The 18595-nt window shown below is 73.4% G+C and carries 17 protein-coding genes; 9 read left to right on the plus strand and 8 right to left on the minus strand.

The features are described 5' to 3' along the window. The first annotated feature begins 218 nt into the window (after positions 1–218). Positions 219–1760 carry an MFS transporter gene (locus ACGFZP_RS34175; RefSeq protein ID WP_392940365.1) on the plus strand — a complete coding sequence of 514 codons (1542 nt, stop codon included), beginning with the start codon at positions 219–221 and terminating at the stop codon, positions 1758–1760. Between the two features lie 7 nt (positions 1761–1767). Here the strand turns inward: ACGFZP_RS34175 and purB are convergent, their stop codons facing one another. The 4 genes from purB to ACGFZP_RS34195 all read right to left on the minus strand — a co-directional run bounded on the left by purB (position 1768) and on the right by ACGFZP_RS34195 (position 5107). After that, on the minus strand, positions 1768–3198 hold the full coding sequence (gene purB / locus ACGFZP_RS34180) for an adenylosuccinate lyase (protein ID WP_392940367.1): 1431 nt from the start codon (positions 3196–3198) through the stop codon (positions 1768–1770). A 102-nt stretch (positions 3199–3300) separates the two neighbouring features. Beyond that, complete coding sequence (locus ACGFZP_RS34185) at positions 3301–3768, minus strand: MarR family winged helix-turn-helix transcriptional regulator (protein ID WP_392940369.1); 468 nt, start codon at positions 3766–3768, stop codon at positions 3301–3303. 152 nt (positions 3769–3920) lie between these two features. Then, entirely contained in the window at positions 3921–4355 is a 435-nt protein-coding gene (locus ACGFZP_RS34190; RefSeq protein ID WP_392940371.1) for a DUF3037 domain-containing protein, read from the minus strand. After that, entirely contained in the window at positions 4352–5107 is a 756-nt protein-coding gene (locus ACGFZP_RS34195) for a HipA family kinase (RefSeq protein WP_392940373.1), read from the minus strand. The genes ACGFZP_RS34190 and ACGFZP_RS34195 overlap by 4 nt, the downstream gene beginning before the upstream one ends. 197 nt (positions 5108–5304) lie before the next feature. Between ACGFZP_RS34195 and ACGFZP_RS34200 the strand changes: the two genes are divergently transcribed. Beyond that, positions 5305–6663: an NAD(P)/FAD-dependent oxidoreductase gene (locus ACGFZP_RS34200; protein ID WP_392940375.1), complete on the plus strand. Its 1359-nt coding sequence runs from the start codon at positions 5305–5307 to the stop codon at positions 6661–6663. Between the two features lie 54 nt (positions 6664–6717). On the opposite strand, the gene ACGFZP_RS34205 is transcribed toward ACGFZP_RS34200, so the two are convergent. Continuing rightward, complete coding sequence (locus tag ACGFZP_RS34205; protein ID WP_392940376.1) at positions 6718–7905, minus strand: GDSL-type esterase/lipase family protein; 1188 nt, start codon at positions 7903–7905, stop codon at positions 6718–6720. A 156-nt stretch (positions 7906–8061) separates the two neighbouring features. Beyond that, the gene (locus ACGFZP_RS34210; protein WP_392940378.1) at positions 8062–9399 is read right to left on the minus strand and encodes an aminotransferase class I/II-fold pyridoxal phosphate-dependent enzyme; all 1338 of its coding nucleotides are present in this window, start codon (positions 9397–9399) and stop codon (positions 8062–8064) included. A gap of 34 nt (positions 9400–9433) precedes the next feature. On the opposite strand from ACGFZP_RS34210, the gene ACGFZP_RS34215 reads away from it, so the two are divergent. The 6 genes from ACGFZP_RS34215 (at position 9434) to ACGFZP_RS34240 (ending at position 15085) form a co-directional block, all read left to right on the plus strand. Next, on the plus strand, positions 9434–10096 hold the full coding sequence (locus ACGFZP_RS34215) for a pyridoxamine 5'-phosphate oxidase family protein (protein WP_392940380.1): 663 nt from the start codon (positions 9434–9436) through the stop codon (positions 10094–10096). A gap of 10 nt (positions 10097–10106) precedes the next feature. Beyond that, complete coding sequence (locus tag ACGFZP_RS34220; RefSeq protein ID WP_392940382.1) at positions 10107–10736, plus strand: FMN-binding negative transcriptional regulator; 630 nt, start codon at positions 10107–10109, stop codon at positions 10734–10736. A 111-nt stretch (positions 10737–10847) separates the two neighbouring features. Beyond that, positions 10848–12260, plus strand: coding sequence for a sugar porter family MFS transporter (locus ACGFZP_RS34225; RefSeq protein ID WP_392940383.1), 1413 nt, complete (start codon positions 10848–10850; stop codon positions 12258–12260). 123 nt (positions 12261–12383) lie between these two features. Further along, the gene (locus tag ACGFZP_RS34230; protein WP_392940384.1) at positions 12384–13085 is read left to right on the plus strand and encodes a dienelactone hydrolase family protein; all 702 of its coding nucleotides are present in this window, start codon (positions 12384–12386) and stop codon (positions 13083–13085) included. A 70-nt stretch (positions 13086–13155) separates the two neighbouring features. After that, positions 13156–14433, plus strand: coding sequence for an MFS transporter (locus ACGFZP_RS34235; RefSeq protein ID WP_392940386.1), 1278 nt, complete (start codon positions 13156–13158; stop codon positions 14431–14433). Between the two features lie 118 nt (positions 14434–14551). After that, positions 14552–15085 (plus strand): HAD domain-containing protein, encoded by a 534-nt coding sequence (locus ACGFZP_RS34240; protein WP_392940388.1) that lies wholly within the window; start codon positions 14552–14554, stop codon positions 15083–15085. Here ACGFZP_RS34240 and ACGFZP_RS34245 read toward each other — a convergent pair. Both ACGFZP_RS34245 and ACGFZP_RS34250 read right to left on the minus strand, forming a co-directional pair. Then, on the minus strand, positions 15063–15851 hold the full coding sequence (locus ACGFZP_RS34245) for a CPBP family intramembrane glutamic endopeptidase (RefSeq protein ID WP_392940390.1): 789 nt from the start codon (positions 15849–15851) through the stop codon (positions 15063–15065). The two genes, ACGFZP_RS34240 and ACGFZP_RS34245, sit on opposite strands and share 23 nt — an antisense overlap. A gap of 140 nt (positions 15852–15991) precedes the next feature. Beyond that, on the minus strand, positions 15992–17497 hold the full coding sequence (locus ACGFZP_RS34250; protein ID WP_392940392.1) for a glutamate--cysteine ligase: 1506 nt from the start codon (positions 17495–17497) through the stop codon (positions 15992–15994). A 367-nt stretch (positions 17498–17864) separates the two neighbouring features. Here ACGFZP_RS34250 and ACGFZP_RS34255 point away from each other — a divergent pair, with 367 nt between their 5' ends. Continuing rightward, positions 17865–18437 carry a hypothetical protein gene (locus tag ACGFZP_RS34255; protein ID WP_392940393.1) on the plus strand — a complete coding sequence of 191 codons (573 nt, stop codon included), beginning with the start codon at positions 17865–17867 and terminating at the stop codon, positions 18435–18437. The last annotated feature ends 158 nt before the right edge of the window (positions 18438–18595 follow it).

The following is an 18595-nucleotide window of genomic DNA, read 5'->3' on the forward strand; positions in this document are numbered from 1 at the left end:
GTCGATCTCTTGAACCCGCAACAAAAGCCCGGGGCGCCGTGACGCTCCGAATGATCGGCTACGCGGTGCGCACACAATCCATTGACCGCGCGCGATCGTTCGACCACGCTCCGCCCATTTCATGACCGGTGCGCATGCGATCAAGTACGGAAAGCCATCCACCGACACACCGCCGGTGACCCTTGTCACGTCGACCCCCGGGGGCGCACGATCAGGCCGTGGCCACCTCCGAGGCCGGCACCCTGCGCCTGGGCACCGCGCAGGGCCGCTGGGTACTACTGGCGACCGTGCTCGGCTCCAGCATGGCGATGCTCGACGGCACGGTGGTGAACGTCGCCCTGCCCCGGATCGGCACCGATCTCGGTGCTCCGCTCGCCGCCCTGCAGTGGACCCTCAACGCCTATCTGCTCACCCTGGCCGGGCTGATCCTGCTCGGCGGAGCGCTCGGCGACCGCTACGGGCGGCGCCGGGTCTTCCTGCTCGGCGTGGTCTGGTTCGCGCTCGCCTCCGCGGCCTGCGCCGCCGCGCCCACCATCGGGGTGCTGATCGCCGCCCGGGCCGTCCAGGGCATCGGCGGAGCGCTGCTCACCCCCGGCTCGCTGGCGATGCTTCAGGCCGTCTTCCATCCGGACGACCGCTCGGCCGCGGTCGGCCTCTGGTCCGGCCTCGGCGGGGTGTCGGCCGCGATCGGGCCCTTCCTCGGCGGCTGGCTGGTGGACGGCCCGGGCTGGCGGTGGATCTTCCTGCTGAACGTGCCGCTCGCCGTCCTGGTGGTCGCGGTCGCGTCCCGGCACGTCCCGGAGAGCCGGGACGAGAGCGCCACCGGGCGGTTCGACGTGCTCGGCGCCGCCCTCGCCGCGCTCGCCCTCGGCGCGATCACCTACGCGCTGACGGCGGCGGGCGGCGGGCTCTCCCCCATGGTCTGGGTGACCGGCGCGGCCGGCCTCGCCCTCGGCGCGGCCTTCGTCACCGTGGAGCGCCGCACCGCGGAGCCGATGCTGCCGCTCGGCCTCTTCTCCTCCCGGCTGTTCACCGCCGTCAACCTGGTCACCCTCTGCGTGTACGCGGCCTTCAGCGGCGTCTTCTTCCTGCTGGTCGTGCAGTTGCAGATCGTCTCGGGGTTCTCCCCCCTGGTCTCCGGGCTGGCCCTGGTGCCGATCACCGTGCTGATGCTGGCGCTGTCCGCCCGCGCCGGCCGGCTGGGCAAGCGGATCGGACCGCGGCTGCCGCTCACCCTCGGCCCGCTGCTCTGCGCGGCCGGCGTGCTGATGATGCTGCGGATCGGGCCGGACGCCTCCTACTGGGCGGACGTCCTGCCCGCCGTCACCGTGATGGGCTGCGGGATGGTGCTGCTGGTGGCGCCGCTGACCGCCACCGTGCTGGCCGCGGTGGAGGTCCGCCACGCGGGCATCGCCAGCGGGGTCAACAACGCCGCCGCCCGCGCGGCCGGCCTGCTCGCGGTCGCCGCCCTGCCGGCGCTGGCCGGCCTGAGCGGCGACGCCTACCAGGTCCCCGCCTCGGTGGACTCGGCCTTCCACACCGCGATGCTGATCTGCGCCGGACTGCTGGTCGCCGGCGCGGTGGTGGCCTTCACCTCCGTCCGGGGCAACGTGCTGGCCGCCGAGGACCACCCGGTGGCCGAGCCGGACTGCCAGTGGACCTGCGGCACCAACGGCCCGCCGCTGGACCCTGGCCACCTCGCGACGCGGCATGGCGAAGGCCCCGCCACCGGATCGGCGACGGGGCCTTCAGCAGGCTGACGACTCGTCAGAGAATGTCACCCGGGGCGTACTTGGCGGCCTCGGGGTACGCGGCCGCGACGGCCTCGATCCGGCGGACCACCTCGGCGACCTGGGCGCCGGCCGCACCGGTGAAGGACAGCCGGTCGGCGAGCAGCGTGTCCAGCGCGGCCCGGTCCAGCGGGATCCGCTCGTCGGCGGCGAGCCGGTCCAGCAGCTCGTTCTCCCGCGCACCGGCCCGCATCGCCAGCGCGGAGGCGACGGCGTGCTCCTTGATGACCTCGTGCCCGGTCTCCCGGCCGACGCCCGCCCGCACCGCGCCCATCAGCACCTTGGTGGTGGCGAGGAACGGCAGGTAGCGGTCCAGCTCGGCCTCGATCACGGCGGGGAAGGCACCGAACTCGTCGAGGACGGTCAGGAAGGTCTCCAGCAGGCCGTCGAACGCGAAGAAGGCGTCCGGCAGCGCGACCCGGCGGACCACCGAGCAGGAGACGTCGCCCTCGTTCCACTGGTCGCCGCCGAGCTCGGCGGTCATCGAGGCGTAGCCCCGCAGGATGACGGCCAGGCCGTTGACGCGCTCGCAGGAGCGGGTGTTCATCTTGTGCGGCATCGCGGAGGAGCCGACCTGGCCCTCCTTGAAGCCCTCGGTGACCAGCTCGTGGCCGGCCATCAGCCGGATGGTCTTGGCCAGGCTGGAGGGCGCGGCGGAGAGCTGGACGAGTGCGGTGAGCACCTCGAAGTCCAGCGAGCGCGGGTAGACCTGGCCGACGCTGGTGAACACGTTGTCGAAGCCCAGGTGGCCGGCCACCCGGCGCTCCAGCTCGGCGAGCTTGTCGGTGTCGCCGCCGAGCAGGTCCAGCATGTCCTGGGCGGTGCCGACCGGGCCCTTGATCCCGCGCAGCGGGTAGCGGGCGATCAGCTCCTCGAGGCGGTTGAACGCGACCAGCAGCTCGTCGGCGACGGTCGCGAAACGCTTGCCGAGGGTGGTGGCCTGGGCGGCCACGTTGTGCGAGCGGCCGGCCATGACCAGCTCGGCGTGCTGGGCGGAGAGCCGGCCCAGGCGCACCAGCACGGCGACGGTGCGGTCGCGCACGTGCTCCAGGGACTGGCGGATCTGCAGCTGCTCGACGTTCTCGGTGAGGTCCCGGGACGTCATGCCCTTGTGGATCTGCTCGTGGCCGGCGAGGTCGCTGAACTCCTCGATCCGGGCCTTCACGTCGTGGCGGGTGATCCGCTCACGGGCGGCGATCGAGTCGAGGTCGACCTGGTCGAGGACCCGCTCGTAGTCGGCGACGGCGGTGGCGGGCACCTCGACACCGAGGTCCTGCTGGGCCTTCAGTACGGCGAGCCACAGGTGGCGCTCCAGGACCACCTTGTGCTCGGGGGACCACAGCTGGGCCAGGGTCGCCGAGGCGTACCGGGAGGCCAGGACATTGGGGATCAGGGGCTTCGCGCTCACGCTTCGCAAGCCTAACAGCCGAGGTCAGCCGGAACGGCAGCGGATGACCGCGCCCGGCTTCAAGCCCCGCCTGCGGGCCGACGCCCGGGGTTGAGGACCGCCCTACCCGCCGGTCGGCGGCGCCGCCGGCGGCCGGCCGCTCAGCACCGGCAGCACCTGCGTGCAGATCGAGTGCAGCGCCACCCGCTGCTCGTCGGTCATCGCTTCGAACGCCTGGTGGGTCCGGCTCATCTCGCCGCGGATCAGCCCCAGGATCTCCCGGCCCTGCTCGGTGATCACCACGATCTTGACCCGCCGGTCGCCCGCCGCCGCCTCCCGGTTGGCCAGCCGCAGCGACTCCAGCCGGTCGACGATCCCGGTCACGTTGGAGGCGTCACAGCCGAGCCGCCCGGCCAGCGCGCGCATCGGCACCGGCTCCTGCACCGCGCCCAGCGCCTTGGCCTGCGAGGAGGAGAGCCCGTGCCGGGCCGCGGCCGCCGCGAAGTCCTGGAAGTAGGCGGCGCCGACGGCGGCCAGCGCCTCCATCAACTCGGCGTTGGTCGGTACGGTCGTCGTCGCTGTCGAACCCATGGGGCCAGCGTACGGCCGAGTCCTTCAGCAACTCAAGCTTTGACCACGGCAAATGTCCGATCACCAACCGGTCGGCCCCGCACAGCCCCACGCTACCGGGCCCCCGGTCCGCGACGAGCGGCGCAGGGGCCGCCCCCTCGCGCCCGGCGGGATCAGAGCACCAGCTGGTCGAAGAGCCGCCGCAGCTCCGTCTCCGGGTCCGCGGTCAGCCCGGTGTGCACCGGCCCGGGCTGGACGATCGCGCTGCGCGGCGCCGTCAGCCAGCGGAACCGCTGCCCCGGGCTGTCGGCCGCCGCCGGACCGGCCTGCGGCCCGCCGGCGCAGACCGCCTCGATGCCGTGCAGCGCCCGCCGCACCCCGGCGACGTCCGCCACCGGGTCCAGCGCCAGCAGCCGGCCCTGGTCCAGGTGCGTCCGGGCGGCCAGGTGCCCGTGCTGGCGGCAGTACAGCAGCACGCCGACGTTGACGCACTCGCCGCGCTCGACCCTGGGCACCGCCCGGATCACCGCGTACTCGTAGTCGTGCAGCTCGACGGCGGCCGACCCGCCGGAGAACCCGGCCTGTGCGGCCTCGACGGGCTCGGTCATGCGGGCACCTCCGGCAGCCAGTCGCGCGGACCGGCCAGTCGCTCGGTCAACTGGGCGCGGTACGCGGCGCGCACCGCCTCGGGCGAGTCGAACCCGGGCTCGTCCGCCAGCCACACGTCGGGGATCAGCGCCACGGCCTGCTCGACGGCCGCCTCCGCGAGCGGGGCGAGCGCCTTGTCCGCCGCCACCAGGTCCGGTTCGGCCCGCAGCAGGGCGTGGTCGGAGGCGTCGTACGGGCGGCGGGTCCAGGCGGCCGCACCGGCCCAGTGGTGATGGAAGATCAGGCTGGCGCCGTGGTCGATCAGCCGCAGCCCGCCGGTGGCCACCAGCAGGTTGGGATTGCGCCAGGAGCGGTCGACGTTCCCGATCAGCGCGTCGAACCAGAGCACCTGCCCGGCCAGACCGGAGTCCACCTCGAAGCAGAGCGGGTCGAAGTTGAGCGCGCCGCTGACGAAGGCCATGCCCAGGTTGATGCCGCCGCTGGCCCGCATCTGGCCCTGGACCTGCTGGTCCGGCTCACTGCGGGCGAGCACCGGATCCAGGTCGACGGTGACGAGCTCGGGCACCGGCAGGCCGAGCCTGCGGCCGATCTCACCGGCCAGCACCTCCGCGACCAGCGCCTTGCGGCCCTGCGCCGCGCCGACCCATTTCAGCGCGTACAGCCGCCGGTCGTCGGCCTCGACCAGGCCCGGCATCGAGCCGCCTTCTCGCAGTGGCGTCACATAGCGGACCGCCGTCACCTCGGGGAGCACGCCCGACAGCCTATCGGGCATATGCACGAGGCGGGTGCGCCCCACGGCCTCCCGGGGCCGGTGTCCGCACCGCCGTGCGCCATCCGCGCCGCCCCGGTGGCAGCGCATGCTGCTCCGTGCGAGTGTGGCGGGCAGTAGTCGCGCAGATAGTGACCTCGGACCCTGCACGGTACGACCTGCACTGTAAGGGATGAACGATGGAACGACCTCGGATCCTGATCGTGGGCGGCGGCTTCGCCGGACTGGAGTGCGCTCGCCGGCTCGAACGCAAGCTCACGCCCTCGGAGGCGGAGATCTCGCTGGTCACGCCGTTCAGCTACCAGCTCTACCTGCCGCTGCTGCCGCACGTGGCGGCCGGGGTGCTGACCCCGCAGTCGGTGGCGGTCTCGCTGCGCCGCACGCTGCGCCGCACGCACATCGTGCCGGGCGGAGCGATCGGCGTCGACCCGCGCTCCAAGGTCTGCGTGGTCCGCAAGATCACCGACGAGGTGGTGGCGCAGAAGTACGACTACCTCGTCCTCGCCCCCGGCAGCGTGACCCGCACCTTCGACATCCCGGGCCTGACGGACTACGCGCGCGGCATGAAGACGCTCGCCGAGGCGACCTACGTCCGCGACCATGTGATCGCCCAACTCGACCTGGCCTCCGCCACCCTGGACCAGCGGGAGCGGGAGTCCCGACTGCAGTTCGTGGTGGTCGGCGGCGGCTACGCGGGCACCGAGACGGCGGCCTGCCTGCAGCGGCTGACCACCGCGGCCGCCAAGCGCTACCCGCGGCTGGACGCCCGGCAGATCAAGTGGCACCTGATCGACATCGCCCCGAAGCTGATGCCCGAACTGGGCGACTCGCTCGGCCAGACCGCGCTGGAGGTGCTGCGCGAGCGCGGCATCGAGGTCTCGCTCGGCGTCTCGGTGGCCGAAGTCGGCGCCGAGTCGGTCAAGTTCACCGACGGCCGGGTGCTGCCCTGCCGGACGCTGATCTGGACGGCCGGCGTGGCCGCCAGCCCGCTGATCGGCACGCTGGACGCGGAGACGGTGCGCGGCCGGATCGCGGTGACGGCGGAGATGCGGGTGCCGCAGTTCGAGGGCGTGTTCGCGCTCGGCGACGCGGCCGCGGTACCGGACCTCGCCAAGGGCGACGGCGCGGTCTGCCCGCCGACCGCCCAGCACTCCGCCCGCCAGGGCCGCGCGGTGGCGCACAACGTGATCGCCGCGCTCCGCAACCAGCCCCTGGAGCCCTACTACCACAAGGACTTGGGCCTGGTGGTCGACCTCGGCGGCAAGGACGCGGTGTCCAAGCCGATCGGCGTGGAGCTCAAGGGCGTACCGGCCCAGGTGGTGGCCCGCGGCTACCACCTGATGGCGATGCGCACCAACGTCGCCAAGTTCCGGGTCGGCGCCAACTGGCTGCTGAACGCCGCCGCCGGGGACGACTTCGTCCGGACCGGGTTCCTCGCCCGCCAGCCCGCCCGGCTGCGCGACTTCGAGTACACCGACGCCTACCTGACGAAGGACCAGGTCCGCGCGCACGCCCAGGCGCTGCTCGCCAAGGGCTGAGCCGCCGGCGCCGGTGCCCCCCGCCCACCCGGGCGGGGGGCACCGGCGCGTCCGCTACTTCGCGGACAGGTACATCCCGTTGGCGTCCTGGCCCGCCGTGTTGCGGCAGGAGTAGTTGCCGCCCGGCTTCCCGTACAGCAGGGTCAGGCAGCGCCCGAGGGCCTGCTGGCCGTAGTAGTTGGGGTGCATCGACTCCTGGACGGTGCCCTGCGAGGCGCTCAGCCCGGCGTCGACGAACCGCGCCCACTCACTGGTGGTGGCGGACGGCGCGCTGGTCGAGGTGGCCTGCCGGGTGGCCTTGGAGCAGACCTCGCGCCCCTGGAGCATGTCGCCGAGATCCAGGAACTGCACGCCCTTCGAGGCCGCGACGCCCGCCAGGGCGCCGGAGATCCGCGGCACCAGGGTGTCGCGCGCCCAGTCCGCGTCGTCGTTCCAGAACGGACAGCCGCCGGTGTCGGCCCGGCTCCAACCGCTCTCCGGGTAGCGCATCTCGGCGCTGCGCGGGATCGGCGACGGGTAGGACTGCAGCACGATCCGGTAGTCGCCGGACGCGTAGCCCGCGGCGGACATCACCGCCCGGATCTCGTCGATCGCCTTGCCGACACCGGCCATCGCACCGGGCAGCTTGGCGTCGACCGCGGCCTGCTGGTCGTCGTGGCAGTAGGAGTACCAGACCAGGTAGTCCGAGACACAGGCCTCGATCACGTCCGCGAAGCCGAGGTCGTTGCCGCCGATGGACAGCGTGATCAGCTTGACGTTGTTCTGCGCGGCGACGGCCGCCAGCTGGTCGGCCTGCGGGGCCTCGCCCTTGAACGACTTGCCGCCGTTGGAGGCGCGGAAGACGTTGGCGGCGACGGCGCCGGAGCAGGCCAGGTTGATCTGGGTCTGCGCCACGGTCGGCGCACTGCGCACCTCGGCGACGTCCGAGCGGTCGCACCCGCTCGTGTACGTGCCGCCGTAGACCCGGCTCGGGTCGTACGCACTGCCGGTCCAGGCCCGGTCGGTGCCGGCCCGGCTGCCGCTGGTGGCAACGGAGTTGCCCTTCCAGCGGCCGGCCTCACCGGAGATGTAGCTGTCCCCGAGCGAAACGCTGGCGGTCGGGCCGGTACCGGCGGCACTGGCCGGCGCCGCGGTGCCGGCGACCAGGCCGGCGGCTCCGAGCGGAAGTGCCAGGAGGGCGGCGAACAGGCGCCGTCTGAAGCGGGTGGTCCTGCTGATGATGCTCGAACTGTTTTCGGGCACGGCGGAACTCCTGCGGTCGGTCTCGCCCGCGCTGTGGGGGCGGGGAGACGCGTCAGTGAGGGTGGGCCGCCGGCCGGTGGCGCGATGAAGATGACATGCCCGCGCTTGTTACCGCTAGGTATCTGCACCAGGTTTCTCGCTGTGTTACCGGTCGGTTCAGATCAGTCGCGCCCCGGCCCCGGAAGTTCCCAGCACGGCCGCAAGATCGTCGGCCAGCCGTCGCGCGTCGGCCGGGTCGAGCCGGGCCGTGGTGATCCGCATCCCCGGCGGGGCGTCCAGCCGGTAGCGGGCGCCCGGCGCCGCCACCCAACCGCGCTGCACCAGGGCGGCCAGCGCGGTGGTCTCGTCCGGGACGGACAGCCAGACGTTCAGCCCGCTGGCGCCGTGCGCCTCGATGCCGCGCGCCGCCAGCTCCGCGAGCAGCGCGTCCCGGCGCTCCCGGTAGGCGGCCGCCACCCGGGCGGCCGGCGCCGCGTCGGTGCGCCACAGCTCGGCCACGGTCTGCTGGAGCAGGTGGCTGACCCAGCCCGCGCCGAGCCGCTGGCCGCCCAGCATCCGACCCATGGTGTCGGCGTCCCCGACCGCGACCGAGAGCCGCAGGTCCGGCCCGTAGGCCTTGGCGGCCGAGCGCACCACCGCCCACCGCTCCGAGGCCGCCCCGACCAGCGGGTGGTACGCCTGGTCGACGATGCCGTACCCGTGGTCGTCCTCGATCAGCAGCACCTCGGGGTACCGGGCCAGCACCTCGCGCAGCGCGGCCGCCCGGCCCGGGGTGAGCGCGGCACCGGTCGGGTTCTGCGCCCGGCTGGTGATGACCACCGCCCGCGCCCCGCCGGCCAGCGCCCCGTCGAGAGCCTCGGGCAGCGGCCCCTCGTCGTCCAGCCGGACGGGGGCCGGCTTCAGCCCCTTCGCCGGCAGCAGGTCCAGCAGGCTGCCCCAGCCCGGGTCCTCGACCGCGACGGCGTCCCCGGGGCGCAGCCTGGCGGCCAGGATCCGCTCGATCGTGTCGAGCGAGCCGGAGGCGATGGCGACCGGCCCGTCCGGCAGCCCGTCGGCGCGGAAGGCCGCGCGGGCGAGGGCGAGCAGCCCGGGGTCGGCGGCCGGCCGGCCGTAGAGGACCGGGTCGCGCCGGGCGGCGTCGGCGGCCGCGGCGAGGGCCGGGGTGAGGTCGGGCAGCAGCGCCGGGTCGGGGTTGCCGTCGGAGAGGTCGCGGGCGTGCGGGGGCACGGGCAGGCGGATCTCGTCTCGGGGGGTGTGCGCGGGCCGGGGCCGGATCCGGCTGCCCTTGCGGCCGGCCGTCTCGATCACGCCCCGGTCGCGCAGCAGCCGGTAGGCCGCGGCGACGGTGTTGGGGTTCACGCCGAGCTCGGCGGCGAGGTCGCGCAGCGGCGGCAGCGGGGTGCCGGGCGCGAGTCGTCCGCTGCTGACGCCCTGCTCGACGTCGGCCGCGATATCGCTGGCGCGCCGCCCCTTGATCGGATAGTCTCCTAGCACAAAATAGATTATGCACTAGTACATAGAGGTTGTCATGTCTGGCGGCACCCCGGCCTACGCTCGCACCGCTCGCACCACCCCGACCCGCTACAGGGACCGCGCCACCTGGGAGCAGGAGGCGATCCACGCCGTCCTCGACGGCTCGTGGGTGTGCCACCTGGGCTTCATAGCCGACGGCGCGCCCGTCGTCCTGCCGACCATCTACGCCCGGGTCGGCAGCCGCCTGTACATCCACGGCTCCACCGGCAGCCGCCCGCTGCGCGGGGCCGCCGGCGAGCAGGGCATGCCGGTCTGCGTCACCGTCACCCTGGTCGACGGCCTGGTGCTGACCAAGTCGGCGTTCAACCACTCCGTCAACTTCCGCTCGGTGGTGGCGCACGGCACCGCCCACCAGGTCACCGACCCCGAGGAGCTGACCGTCGCCCTGGACGCGCTGGTGGACCACGCCGTCCCCGGCCGCTCGGCCGAGGTCCGCCCGGCCAACGCCAAGGAGCTCGCCGCCACCGCGGTCATCCGCCTGGAGCTGGACGAGGTGTCCGCCAAGACCCGGTCCGACGGCGCCGACGACGACGAGGCCGACCTCGACCTGCCGTACTGGGCCGGCGTGGTGCCGGTCGCCAGCCGCTACGGCGCCCCCGAGCCGCACCCGTCCACCACCGTGCCGCTCCCCGCGCACCTGCGCGACCTCACCGGCTGAGGGCCGCCCGATGCTGATCCGCTCCTGGGACCGCGGGGACGAGGCCGAGTGGCGCGCCTGGCTGGCGCAGGGCCGCGACTTCGGCCTGCTCGCCGCCAACGGCCTGCCCGGCCGGGGCCCCGTCCTCGTCCCCACCCACTTCCTGCTGGACGCCGTGCAGGGCGAGATCCTGCTCCACCTGGCCGCGCCGAACCCGCTGTTCGCCGCCGTCCGCGCCGACCCCGAGGTCACCCTCGCGGTGACGGACGACTACGTGTTCGCGCCCGGCCACTGGCGCGGCGAGCCCGGCACCCCCACCAGCTACTACACCTCCGTCCAGTTCGCCTGCACCGCCGCGATCGTCGACGGCGCGGCCGAGAAGGCCGAGATCCTCAACCGCCAGCTCGCCCACTTCCAGCCCGAGACCCCGGACACCCGGGTCACCCCGGGCGCCGGCCCGTTCGGCAAGCTGCTCCCCGGCCTGCGCGGACTGCGGCTGACGGTCCGCGAGGTCCGCGCCAAGTTCAAGTACGACGACAAGAAGCCCGCCGCCGACCAGCACGCCATCGCCGACCGCCTCGCCGAGCGCGGCCACGGCCTCGACGCCGGCGCCCGCACCCAGCTGCTGCGCCGCAACGCACGCCGCACACAAGGGCTCTGATCCCCCGAACGGCGGGACCACCGGGCGAACCGCCCGGAGCGCTGATCGAATGTGAGACGAACCCTGCCCACTCGGCCGTGCCGACGGGCCCGTCCACCCCGGGGAGCGCGTGTGTCGACAGTCCCGAGCCATCAGGCCGCCGGCGAGGCCCATCTGGGGCACGTCGTGTTCATCTCCGCCGCGGCCGCGATGGGCGGGTTCCTGTTCGGCTACGACAGCGCGGTGATCAACGGTGCGGTGACGGGCATCCAGAAGCACTTCGAGGTGGGCAACGGCGAGACGGCCTTCGTGGTCGCGATCGCGCTGCTCGGCTCGGCGGGCGGCGCGGTCGCCGCCGGCCGACTCGCCGACCACCTCGGCCGGGTCCGCACCATGCTGCTCGCCGCCACCCTGTTCGCGATCAGCGGCATCGGCTCGATGTTCCCGCCGACCATCCAACTGCTCGCCACCTGGCGGGTGGTGGGCGGCGTCGCGATCGGCATCGCCTCGGTGATCGCGCCCACCTACATCGCCGAGGTCGCGCCCACCGCCTACCGGGGCCGGCTGGCATCCTTCCAGCAGATGGCGATCGTGCTCGGCATCACCGTCTCCCAGCTCGCCAACTGGGCGCTCAACCAGGCGGCCGGCGGCGAGTCCACCGGCCATCTGGGCGGTATCCAGGCCTGGCAGTGGATGCTCGGCGTGGAGACCATCCCGGCTCTGGTGTACGGGTTGATGGCGCTGGCCATCCCGGAGTCCCCGCGCTACCTGATCGCCGACCGGCGCGAGGAGCAGGCCCGCAAGGTGCTGCTGGAGGTGGAGGGCGAGGGCGTCGACCTGGACGCCCGGGTGGCCGAGATCCGGGCGGTGCTGGAGTCCACCCACAAACCCCGTCTGAAGGACCTGCTGGGCGGGCGGTTCGGCCTGCTGCCGATCGTCTGGGTGGGCATCGGGGCCTCGGTGTTCCAGCAGTTCGTCGGCATCAACGTGATCTTCTACTACTCCTCCTTCCTCTGGCAGTCCGTCGGCATCAACGAGGCCAACTCGCTGCTGATCAGCCTCTCCACCTCGATCGTCAACGTGATCGGCACGGTGATCGCGATGGCGCTGGTGGACCGGATCGGCCGCAAGCCGCTCGCGCTGGCCGGCTCGGTCGGCATGGCCCTTGCCCTCGGCACCGCCGCCTGGGCCTTCTCGTTCCGGCAGGGCACCGGCGACAGCGCCACCCTGGACGACACCTACGCCACGGTGGCCCTGGTCGCGGCGCACGTGTTCGTGTTCTGCTTCGCCTTCTCCTGGGGCGTGGTGGTCTGGGTCCTGCTCGGCGAGATGTTCCCCAACCGGATCCGGGCCCTCGCCCTGTCCGTCGCCGCCTCCGCCCAGTGGATCGCCAACTGGGCGATCACCGTCACCTTTCCCGACCTCGCCGACTGGAACCTGTCGGCCACCTATGTCATCTACGCCGTTTTCGCGCTGCTCTCCATCCCGTTCGTGGCCTTCTGTATCAAGGAGACCAAGGGCCGCGCCCTGGAGGAGATGGGTTAGGACGAGTTCGCAGAGCCGCGCCGGACCAGGCAGGGCTCTGCCGGCACTCCCCGGCCGTTCCGGCCTCCCGGCGTCGCAGCCGTCCACGCCGCCGTGCGCGGCCCGTCCCACCGAGAGGAAGCCATGCCGGACCAGGGCGGCTCCCGACAGAACGTCACCTTCCCCGGCAACGGGCGCGAGGCCCACGGCTACCTCGCCCGCCCGCCGCAGGGCGTCGGTCCCGGTCTGCTGCTGGTCCAGGAGTGGTGGGGGCTCACCTCGCACGTCGCCGCCATGGCGGACCGCTTCGCCGCCGAGGGCTTCACCGTCCTCGCCCCCGACCTGTTCGGCGGCGCCACCACCCACGACCCCGCCGAGGCGGCCCGGCTGAAGCGGGAGCTGCCGGTCGAACGGGCGGTGGTGGACCTGCGCGGCGCCGTCGACCACCTGCTCGGCCTGGACGGCGTGGTCGGGGACGCGGTCGGCGTGGTCGGGTTCTGCATGGGCGGCGGCTTCGCCCTGCTGCTGGCCGCCCAGGAGGGCGACCGGGTGGCCGCCGTGGTCCCGTTCTACGGGCTGCCCCCCGACCCCGGCTTCGACTACCGGGGCCTGACCGCGCACGTCCTCGGCCACTACGGCGAGCACGACCGCTCGATCCCGATGGAGTCCGTGGACGAGGCCGCGATCCGGATCGGCGAGGCCACCGACGTCCGCCCCGAGATCCACTTCTACCCGGCCGGGCACGCCTTCATGAACGACGAGAACCTGCTCGGCGGCTACGACCCGCTGCAGGCCAAGATCGCCTGGCGCCGCACCCTCAGCTTCCTCTGGGGCCACCTCGGCTGAGCGCCCGTGCCGCCGCGTCAGGACCGTAAATCCGCTGGACAGCTGTCAGCTCCCCCGGCATAGTCACCAGGTGCGCAGCCAACCCCCACCCCGCAGCCGATTCGCCTGGGCCGGACGCAACTACCGCATCCAGACCGCGGCCACCGTGATCAGCGGGCTCGGCAACGCCGGCGCCCCCATCGCCACCGCCTTCGCCGTTCTGGAGAACGGCGGCTCGACGGCCGAGGTCGGCTATGTCACCGCCGCCCGGCTGGTCCCCACGGTGCTGCTGCTGATGGTCGGCGGGGCGCTCGCCGACCGGCTGCCGCGCCATCACGTGATGGTGGCCGCCAACCTGTTCAACGCGCTCTCCCAGGCCGTCCTGGCCGCCCTCGTCCTCGGCGGCCACGCCGAGCTCTGGCAGCTGCTCCTGCTCTCCGCCGCCGGCGGCGCGGGCCACGCGTTCTACGCCCCCGCCGCCGAGGGCATGCTGATGCAGAACGTGGCCAAGGAGCACGCCGCGCGGGCCTTCTCGGTGTTCCGGATGGGGCTGAACGCCTCCCAGATCGGCGGCGCCGCCCTCGGCGGCGCGCTGACCGCCGTCGTCGGCCCCGGCTGGGTGCTCGCCGTCGACGCGGCCTGCTTCGTGCTCGCCGCCGGCCTGCGGTTCTTCCTGGAGGCCGAGGCGGCGCCCGCCACCGGGGGCGGCGGCGGCATGCTGCGCGATCTGCGCGAGGGCTGGCGGGAGTTCGCCTCCCGGCGCTGGCTCTGGGTGATCGTGCTGCAGTTCTCCGTCCTGGTGGCGTGCATCAGCGCCGTCGAGGCGGTGTACGGGCCGATCGTCGCCGAGCAGCGGCTCGGCGGGGCCCGCGACTGGGGCCTGGCGATGTCGGCCTACGGGGTCGGCCTGGTGGTCACCGGCGTGCTGATGGTCCGCTGGCAGCCGCGCCGGATCCTGCTGGTCGGCAACTACGGCGTCTTCCTGTTCGGACTGCCCGCGGTGGCACTGGCCGCGGCGGCGCCGCTGCCGGTGCTGGCGGCCGCGATGTTCCTCTCCGGAGCCGGCGTCACGGTGTTCGGCGTCAACTGGATGATCGCCCTCCAGCAGGAGATCCCGGCCGAGATGTTCTCCCGGGTCGCCGCCTACGACCACCTCGGCTCGCTCTCCCTCGCACCGGTCGGCACCGCCCTGGCCGGCCCGGCCGCCACCGCCCTCGGGCTCTCCGGTGCGCTCTGGGCCTGTGCGGTGATCTGCCTGCTGCTGAGTGCGCTGGTCCTGCTGGAGCCGCAGGTGCGCCGGCTCCCCCGGCGCGGTCCCGACGCCCTCGAGGCTCAGCCCGCCGAACCCGCCGCCGCGACTGTCGCTTAGCTCCCGGCGCGGTGCCGCGCGCCCCGCGCGCCCCGCGTGCGCCCTCCGGTGGGCAACCGCCGGCGGGCGCCGCTCGTCCCACCAGGTGACAACGGAGAGTCATACCTGGGGGCGCCCGGTGCCGAAGCCACTGCTGTTCCTGGACGTCGACGGCGTCCTCAACCCGGTCTGCCCCGGACCGGAGGCCGACTTCGACACCCACACCCTGTTCGGCTACACGGTGCTGCTCTCCGCCCGGCACGGCGAGTGGCTGCGCGAGCTGGCCGAGGCCTACGAACTCGTCTGGGCCACCACCTGGGAGGAGGAGGCCAACGCCCACATCGCCCCGGTGATCGGCCTGCCCCGGCTGCCGGTGGTCCGCTTCGCCGGGTACGTCCCCCAGCCCGGGGACCCTCGGGTCCCGCTGATGGAGCTGTTCTCCGCCCACAAGTGGGCGCCGCTGCTGCGCTACGCCGCCGGGCGCCCGTTCGCCTGGATCGACGATGTGATCCCGCCCCGGCTGGTCCGCGCCTCGCTCTGGCGCCGGGACCGCGTCCTGCTGCCGATCGACCCGGGCCAGGGCCTCGAACGCCGGCACGTGGACCGCCTGCTCGCCCGACCGCCGCGCCCGTCGGCCTTCCGGCCGCCGCTCAGCCCGTGGGCAGCCAGCTGACGTGCCCGGCCAGCAGCGCGTACCCGACGAAGGCCACCGTGTCGATCAGCGCGTGCGCCACCACCAGCGGCATCACCCGCCCCCACCGCCGGTAGAGCAGGCAGAAGACCACGCCCATCACCATGTTGCCGACCAGCCCGCCGACCCCCTGGTACAGGTGGTACGAGCCGCGCAGCACCGAGCTCGCCGCCAGCGCGGCCGGCCACGACCACCCCAGCTGCCCGAGCCTGCGCAGCAGGTACCCGAGGACGACGACCTCCTCCAGGATGGCGTTCTGCCAGGCGGAGGCGAGCAGCACCGGGATCCGCCACCAGACGTCGGGCAGTCCGGAGGGCGCCACCGTCAGGTTGTAGCCGGCCGCCTGCGAGGCCAGGTAGAGCGCCAGCCCGGTGCCCCCGATCGCGGCGGCGACGGCGGCTCCGCGCCCGAGGTCGCGCAGCTTCTGCCCGAGGTCGAAGCCCAGCACCCGCAGCGAGACGCCCTCGCGGACCAGCAGGTAGCCGACCAGGGCGACCGGCATCAGCCCGCGCCCGATGTAGTAGAGCTGCCAGGCGAGGTCCAGCCACGGCCGACCGGGGGCCCGGGAGCCGTTCAGGGTGGCGACCTGCTGGCCGAGCTTGAGCGGTTCGGTGAGCGAGCCGGCGAAGCTGATCAGCGCGCCGATGCCGCTGGCCCCGAGCGAGAGGCCGAGGACGATCAGCAGTTCCGCGCCGAGCAGCCGGCGGGCGGGCTGCGCGGTCCCCGGTTCGGTCGAGGCGGTGGTCACGGGCTGCTCCAGCGGGCGGGCGTCGCTCCGGCCGTCGGCCGACCGCCGGAGCGATCATCCTTCCACAGGACGGCGCCCGGTCGGATGAGCCCACCGGTCGCCACCCGCCGCGCCGGTGCGGGTGGCCGGGCCGGCCCGCCCTACCCCACCGGCCAGGTGTGCACCGGCTCCCCGGCCCGCATGTACTCGATGTACCGCCGGGTCATCGCGGCCAGCGCGGCCGACCGGTCCATCCCGAACTGCTCGCGCAGCCGGTGGAAGGTGGCGCTCTGCCAGGAGGCGCCGTTGACCCGGCGCAGGCAGCGCTGCTCGATGATGCCGAGGTAGCGGTCCCGGTCGGCGGGCTCTACGCCCCACTCGTCCAGGCCCTGGTAGGCCATCGGCAGCAGCTCGTTCAGCACCAGGTCGACGGCCGAGACGGTGGCCGTCCCTCCCCCTCGCCCGGCCCGGCCGGACCGCGGCCACTGGAAGACGGCGTCCATCCCGTACCGCGCGGCCTGCTGGAAGTTCTCCTCGGCCCGTTCGAACGGCAGCCTGGTCCAGATCGGCTTCGACTGCTCGGCGAGCACCCGGACCAGCCCGTAGTAGAAGGCGGCGTTGGCGAGCGTGTCGGCCACGGTCGGCCCGGCCGGCAGCGCCCGGTTCTCCACCCGCAGGTGCGGCACCCCGCCGCTGACGTCGTACACGGGGCGGTTCCACCGGTAGATGGTGCCGTTGTGCAGCCGCATCTCGGCCAGCCTCGGAGTGCCGCCGGAGGCGAGCACCTTGACCGGGTCCTCGTCGTCGCAGATCGGCAGCAGCGCGGGGAAGTACCGCAGGTTCTCCTCGAACAGGTCGTAGGCGGAGTCCACCCAGCGCTCGCCGAACCAGGTGATCGGGCGCACGCCCTGCGCTTTGAGCTCCGCCGAACGGGTGTCGCAGGCCTGCTGGAACAGCACCGGCCTGGTCTCCCGCCACAGCTCCCGGCCGAACAGGAAGGGCGAGTTGGCGCCGAGCGCGAGCTGCGGTCCGCAGATCGCCTGGGCCGCGTTCCACACCGAGGAGAACCGCTCGGGGGTCACCTGGAGGTGCAGCTGCAGCGAGGTCGCGGCGGCCTCGGCCACCATGGTGATCGACTCCAGCTGGAGGTGCTCGACACCCTCGATGTCCAGCGTGATGTCCTCGCCGCGGGCCGCCAGGATCTGGTCGCTGAGCAGGCTGTACCGCTGGTTGTGGGACATCGCGTCGAGCCCGGTGTGGTCGTGCTCCAGAGTCGGCAGGATGCCGACCATCACGATCCGCGCCCCGGCCTCGGCCGCCTGGCGGTCGGCGTAGCGCAGCCCGGTGTCGATCTCCTCGCGCAACTCCTCCAGCACATGGCCGCAGAGCCGGTGCGGCGTGATGTTGACCTCGATGTTGAACTGGCCCAGCTCGGTCTGGAAGTCACTGGAGCCGATGGCGCTGAGCACCTGGGCGTTGCGCATCACCGGAAGGCCCTGCTCGTCGGCCAGGTTGAGCTCGATCTCCAGGCCCATCACGGCCCTCGGCCGGTCGAAACGCTCCTCGCGCAGCATCCGCTCCAATGCGTCGAGACAGGACTGCAGCTTGCGCCGGTACAGCTGTCGGTCCGACAGGTCCGCCCGTGTCGCCACGACCTTCTCGCCCATGGTCCCCTCCTCCTGACCGCCCGGCCGACCGACCGTGCAAGCATCATGCCCACCCCGAAGATCGATACCCGATTGCTTCGAACGGCTTGCAATGCAAGGAAACTGATGGTCTTTCAGCTCATCTGCCGACTTGCCCGGCGCCACCGCCTGTGATAAACAGGTCACCCTGCGCACCTGTTCGAGTAGAATTCGCACTGCGCTCAGGCCGGCCCGCTACCGCTCCGAAACCCTCGTCGACGGAAGCGGCCGTACCCGCACCGCGATCATGCACAACCGGACACGGCCAGGTCCCGTCACCGAAGACAAACCGCGCCACGCCGGTATGCCGCACTCGCACGCCGATCTCGCACGGAGAGGCGACCCCGCCATGACTCTGCAGACCCCCCAGCCCCCGCCGAGCGCCCTGCGCGCGGTCCTGGCCGCACTCGACTCGGAGACCGCGCTGCGCCAACCCGCCGCCGCCGCGCTGCGCCATCCGATCGGTCCGCTGCTGCCCGCACACCCACTCGCCGTCCACGTCCTGGAGGGGCCGCGCCCCGAGCTCTCGGCCGCCCGGCGGACGGGCTGGCGCTTCCTGATCAAGGACGGCGCCGAGGTGGCCGCCGCGGCGGAGGTGGTGCAGGGCACCGAGGGCCACACCTTCTCCCACTTCACCGCGGGGCCGTACCTGGACTCCACCGTCCGGGCGCTGCGCCAGGCCTGGCAGCTCGCCCAGTCCTCCCGGGCCCGCCAGCAGCCGAGACTGCTGACCTTCCCCGGCCAGTACGCGACGGCCCTGTGGCTGCACAGCCCGGACGGCGGCCCCGGCGCGGACCTGCTGATCCCGCTGGCGCCGGCCCCGCTGGGGGTCACCGCGCACCGCGCCTACCCGGCCGCCGACCTGCTGCCGATGCTCACCCGGGCGCCGCTCGCCAAGCCCCTGCTGCTCGGCTTCTCCTGAGCCCGGCCGCGCAACCCGCGGCTCCGCGCACACCCCATCCCGTCCGCGGCTCCGCGCACACCCCATCCCGTCCGCAGCTTCGCGTACACCCGACCCGCCCTACCCGGACGGGCCATCGGGCATGGCCTCATCGGGTCAGCTGCCCCATGGCCCGTCCG

Origin of the sequence: Kitasatospora sp. NPDC048239 (genome assembly GCF_043202015.1) — a bacterium.
Classification (GTDB): domain Bacteria; phylum Actinomycetota; class Actinomycetes; order Streptomycetales; family Streptomycetaceae; genus Kitasatospora.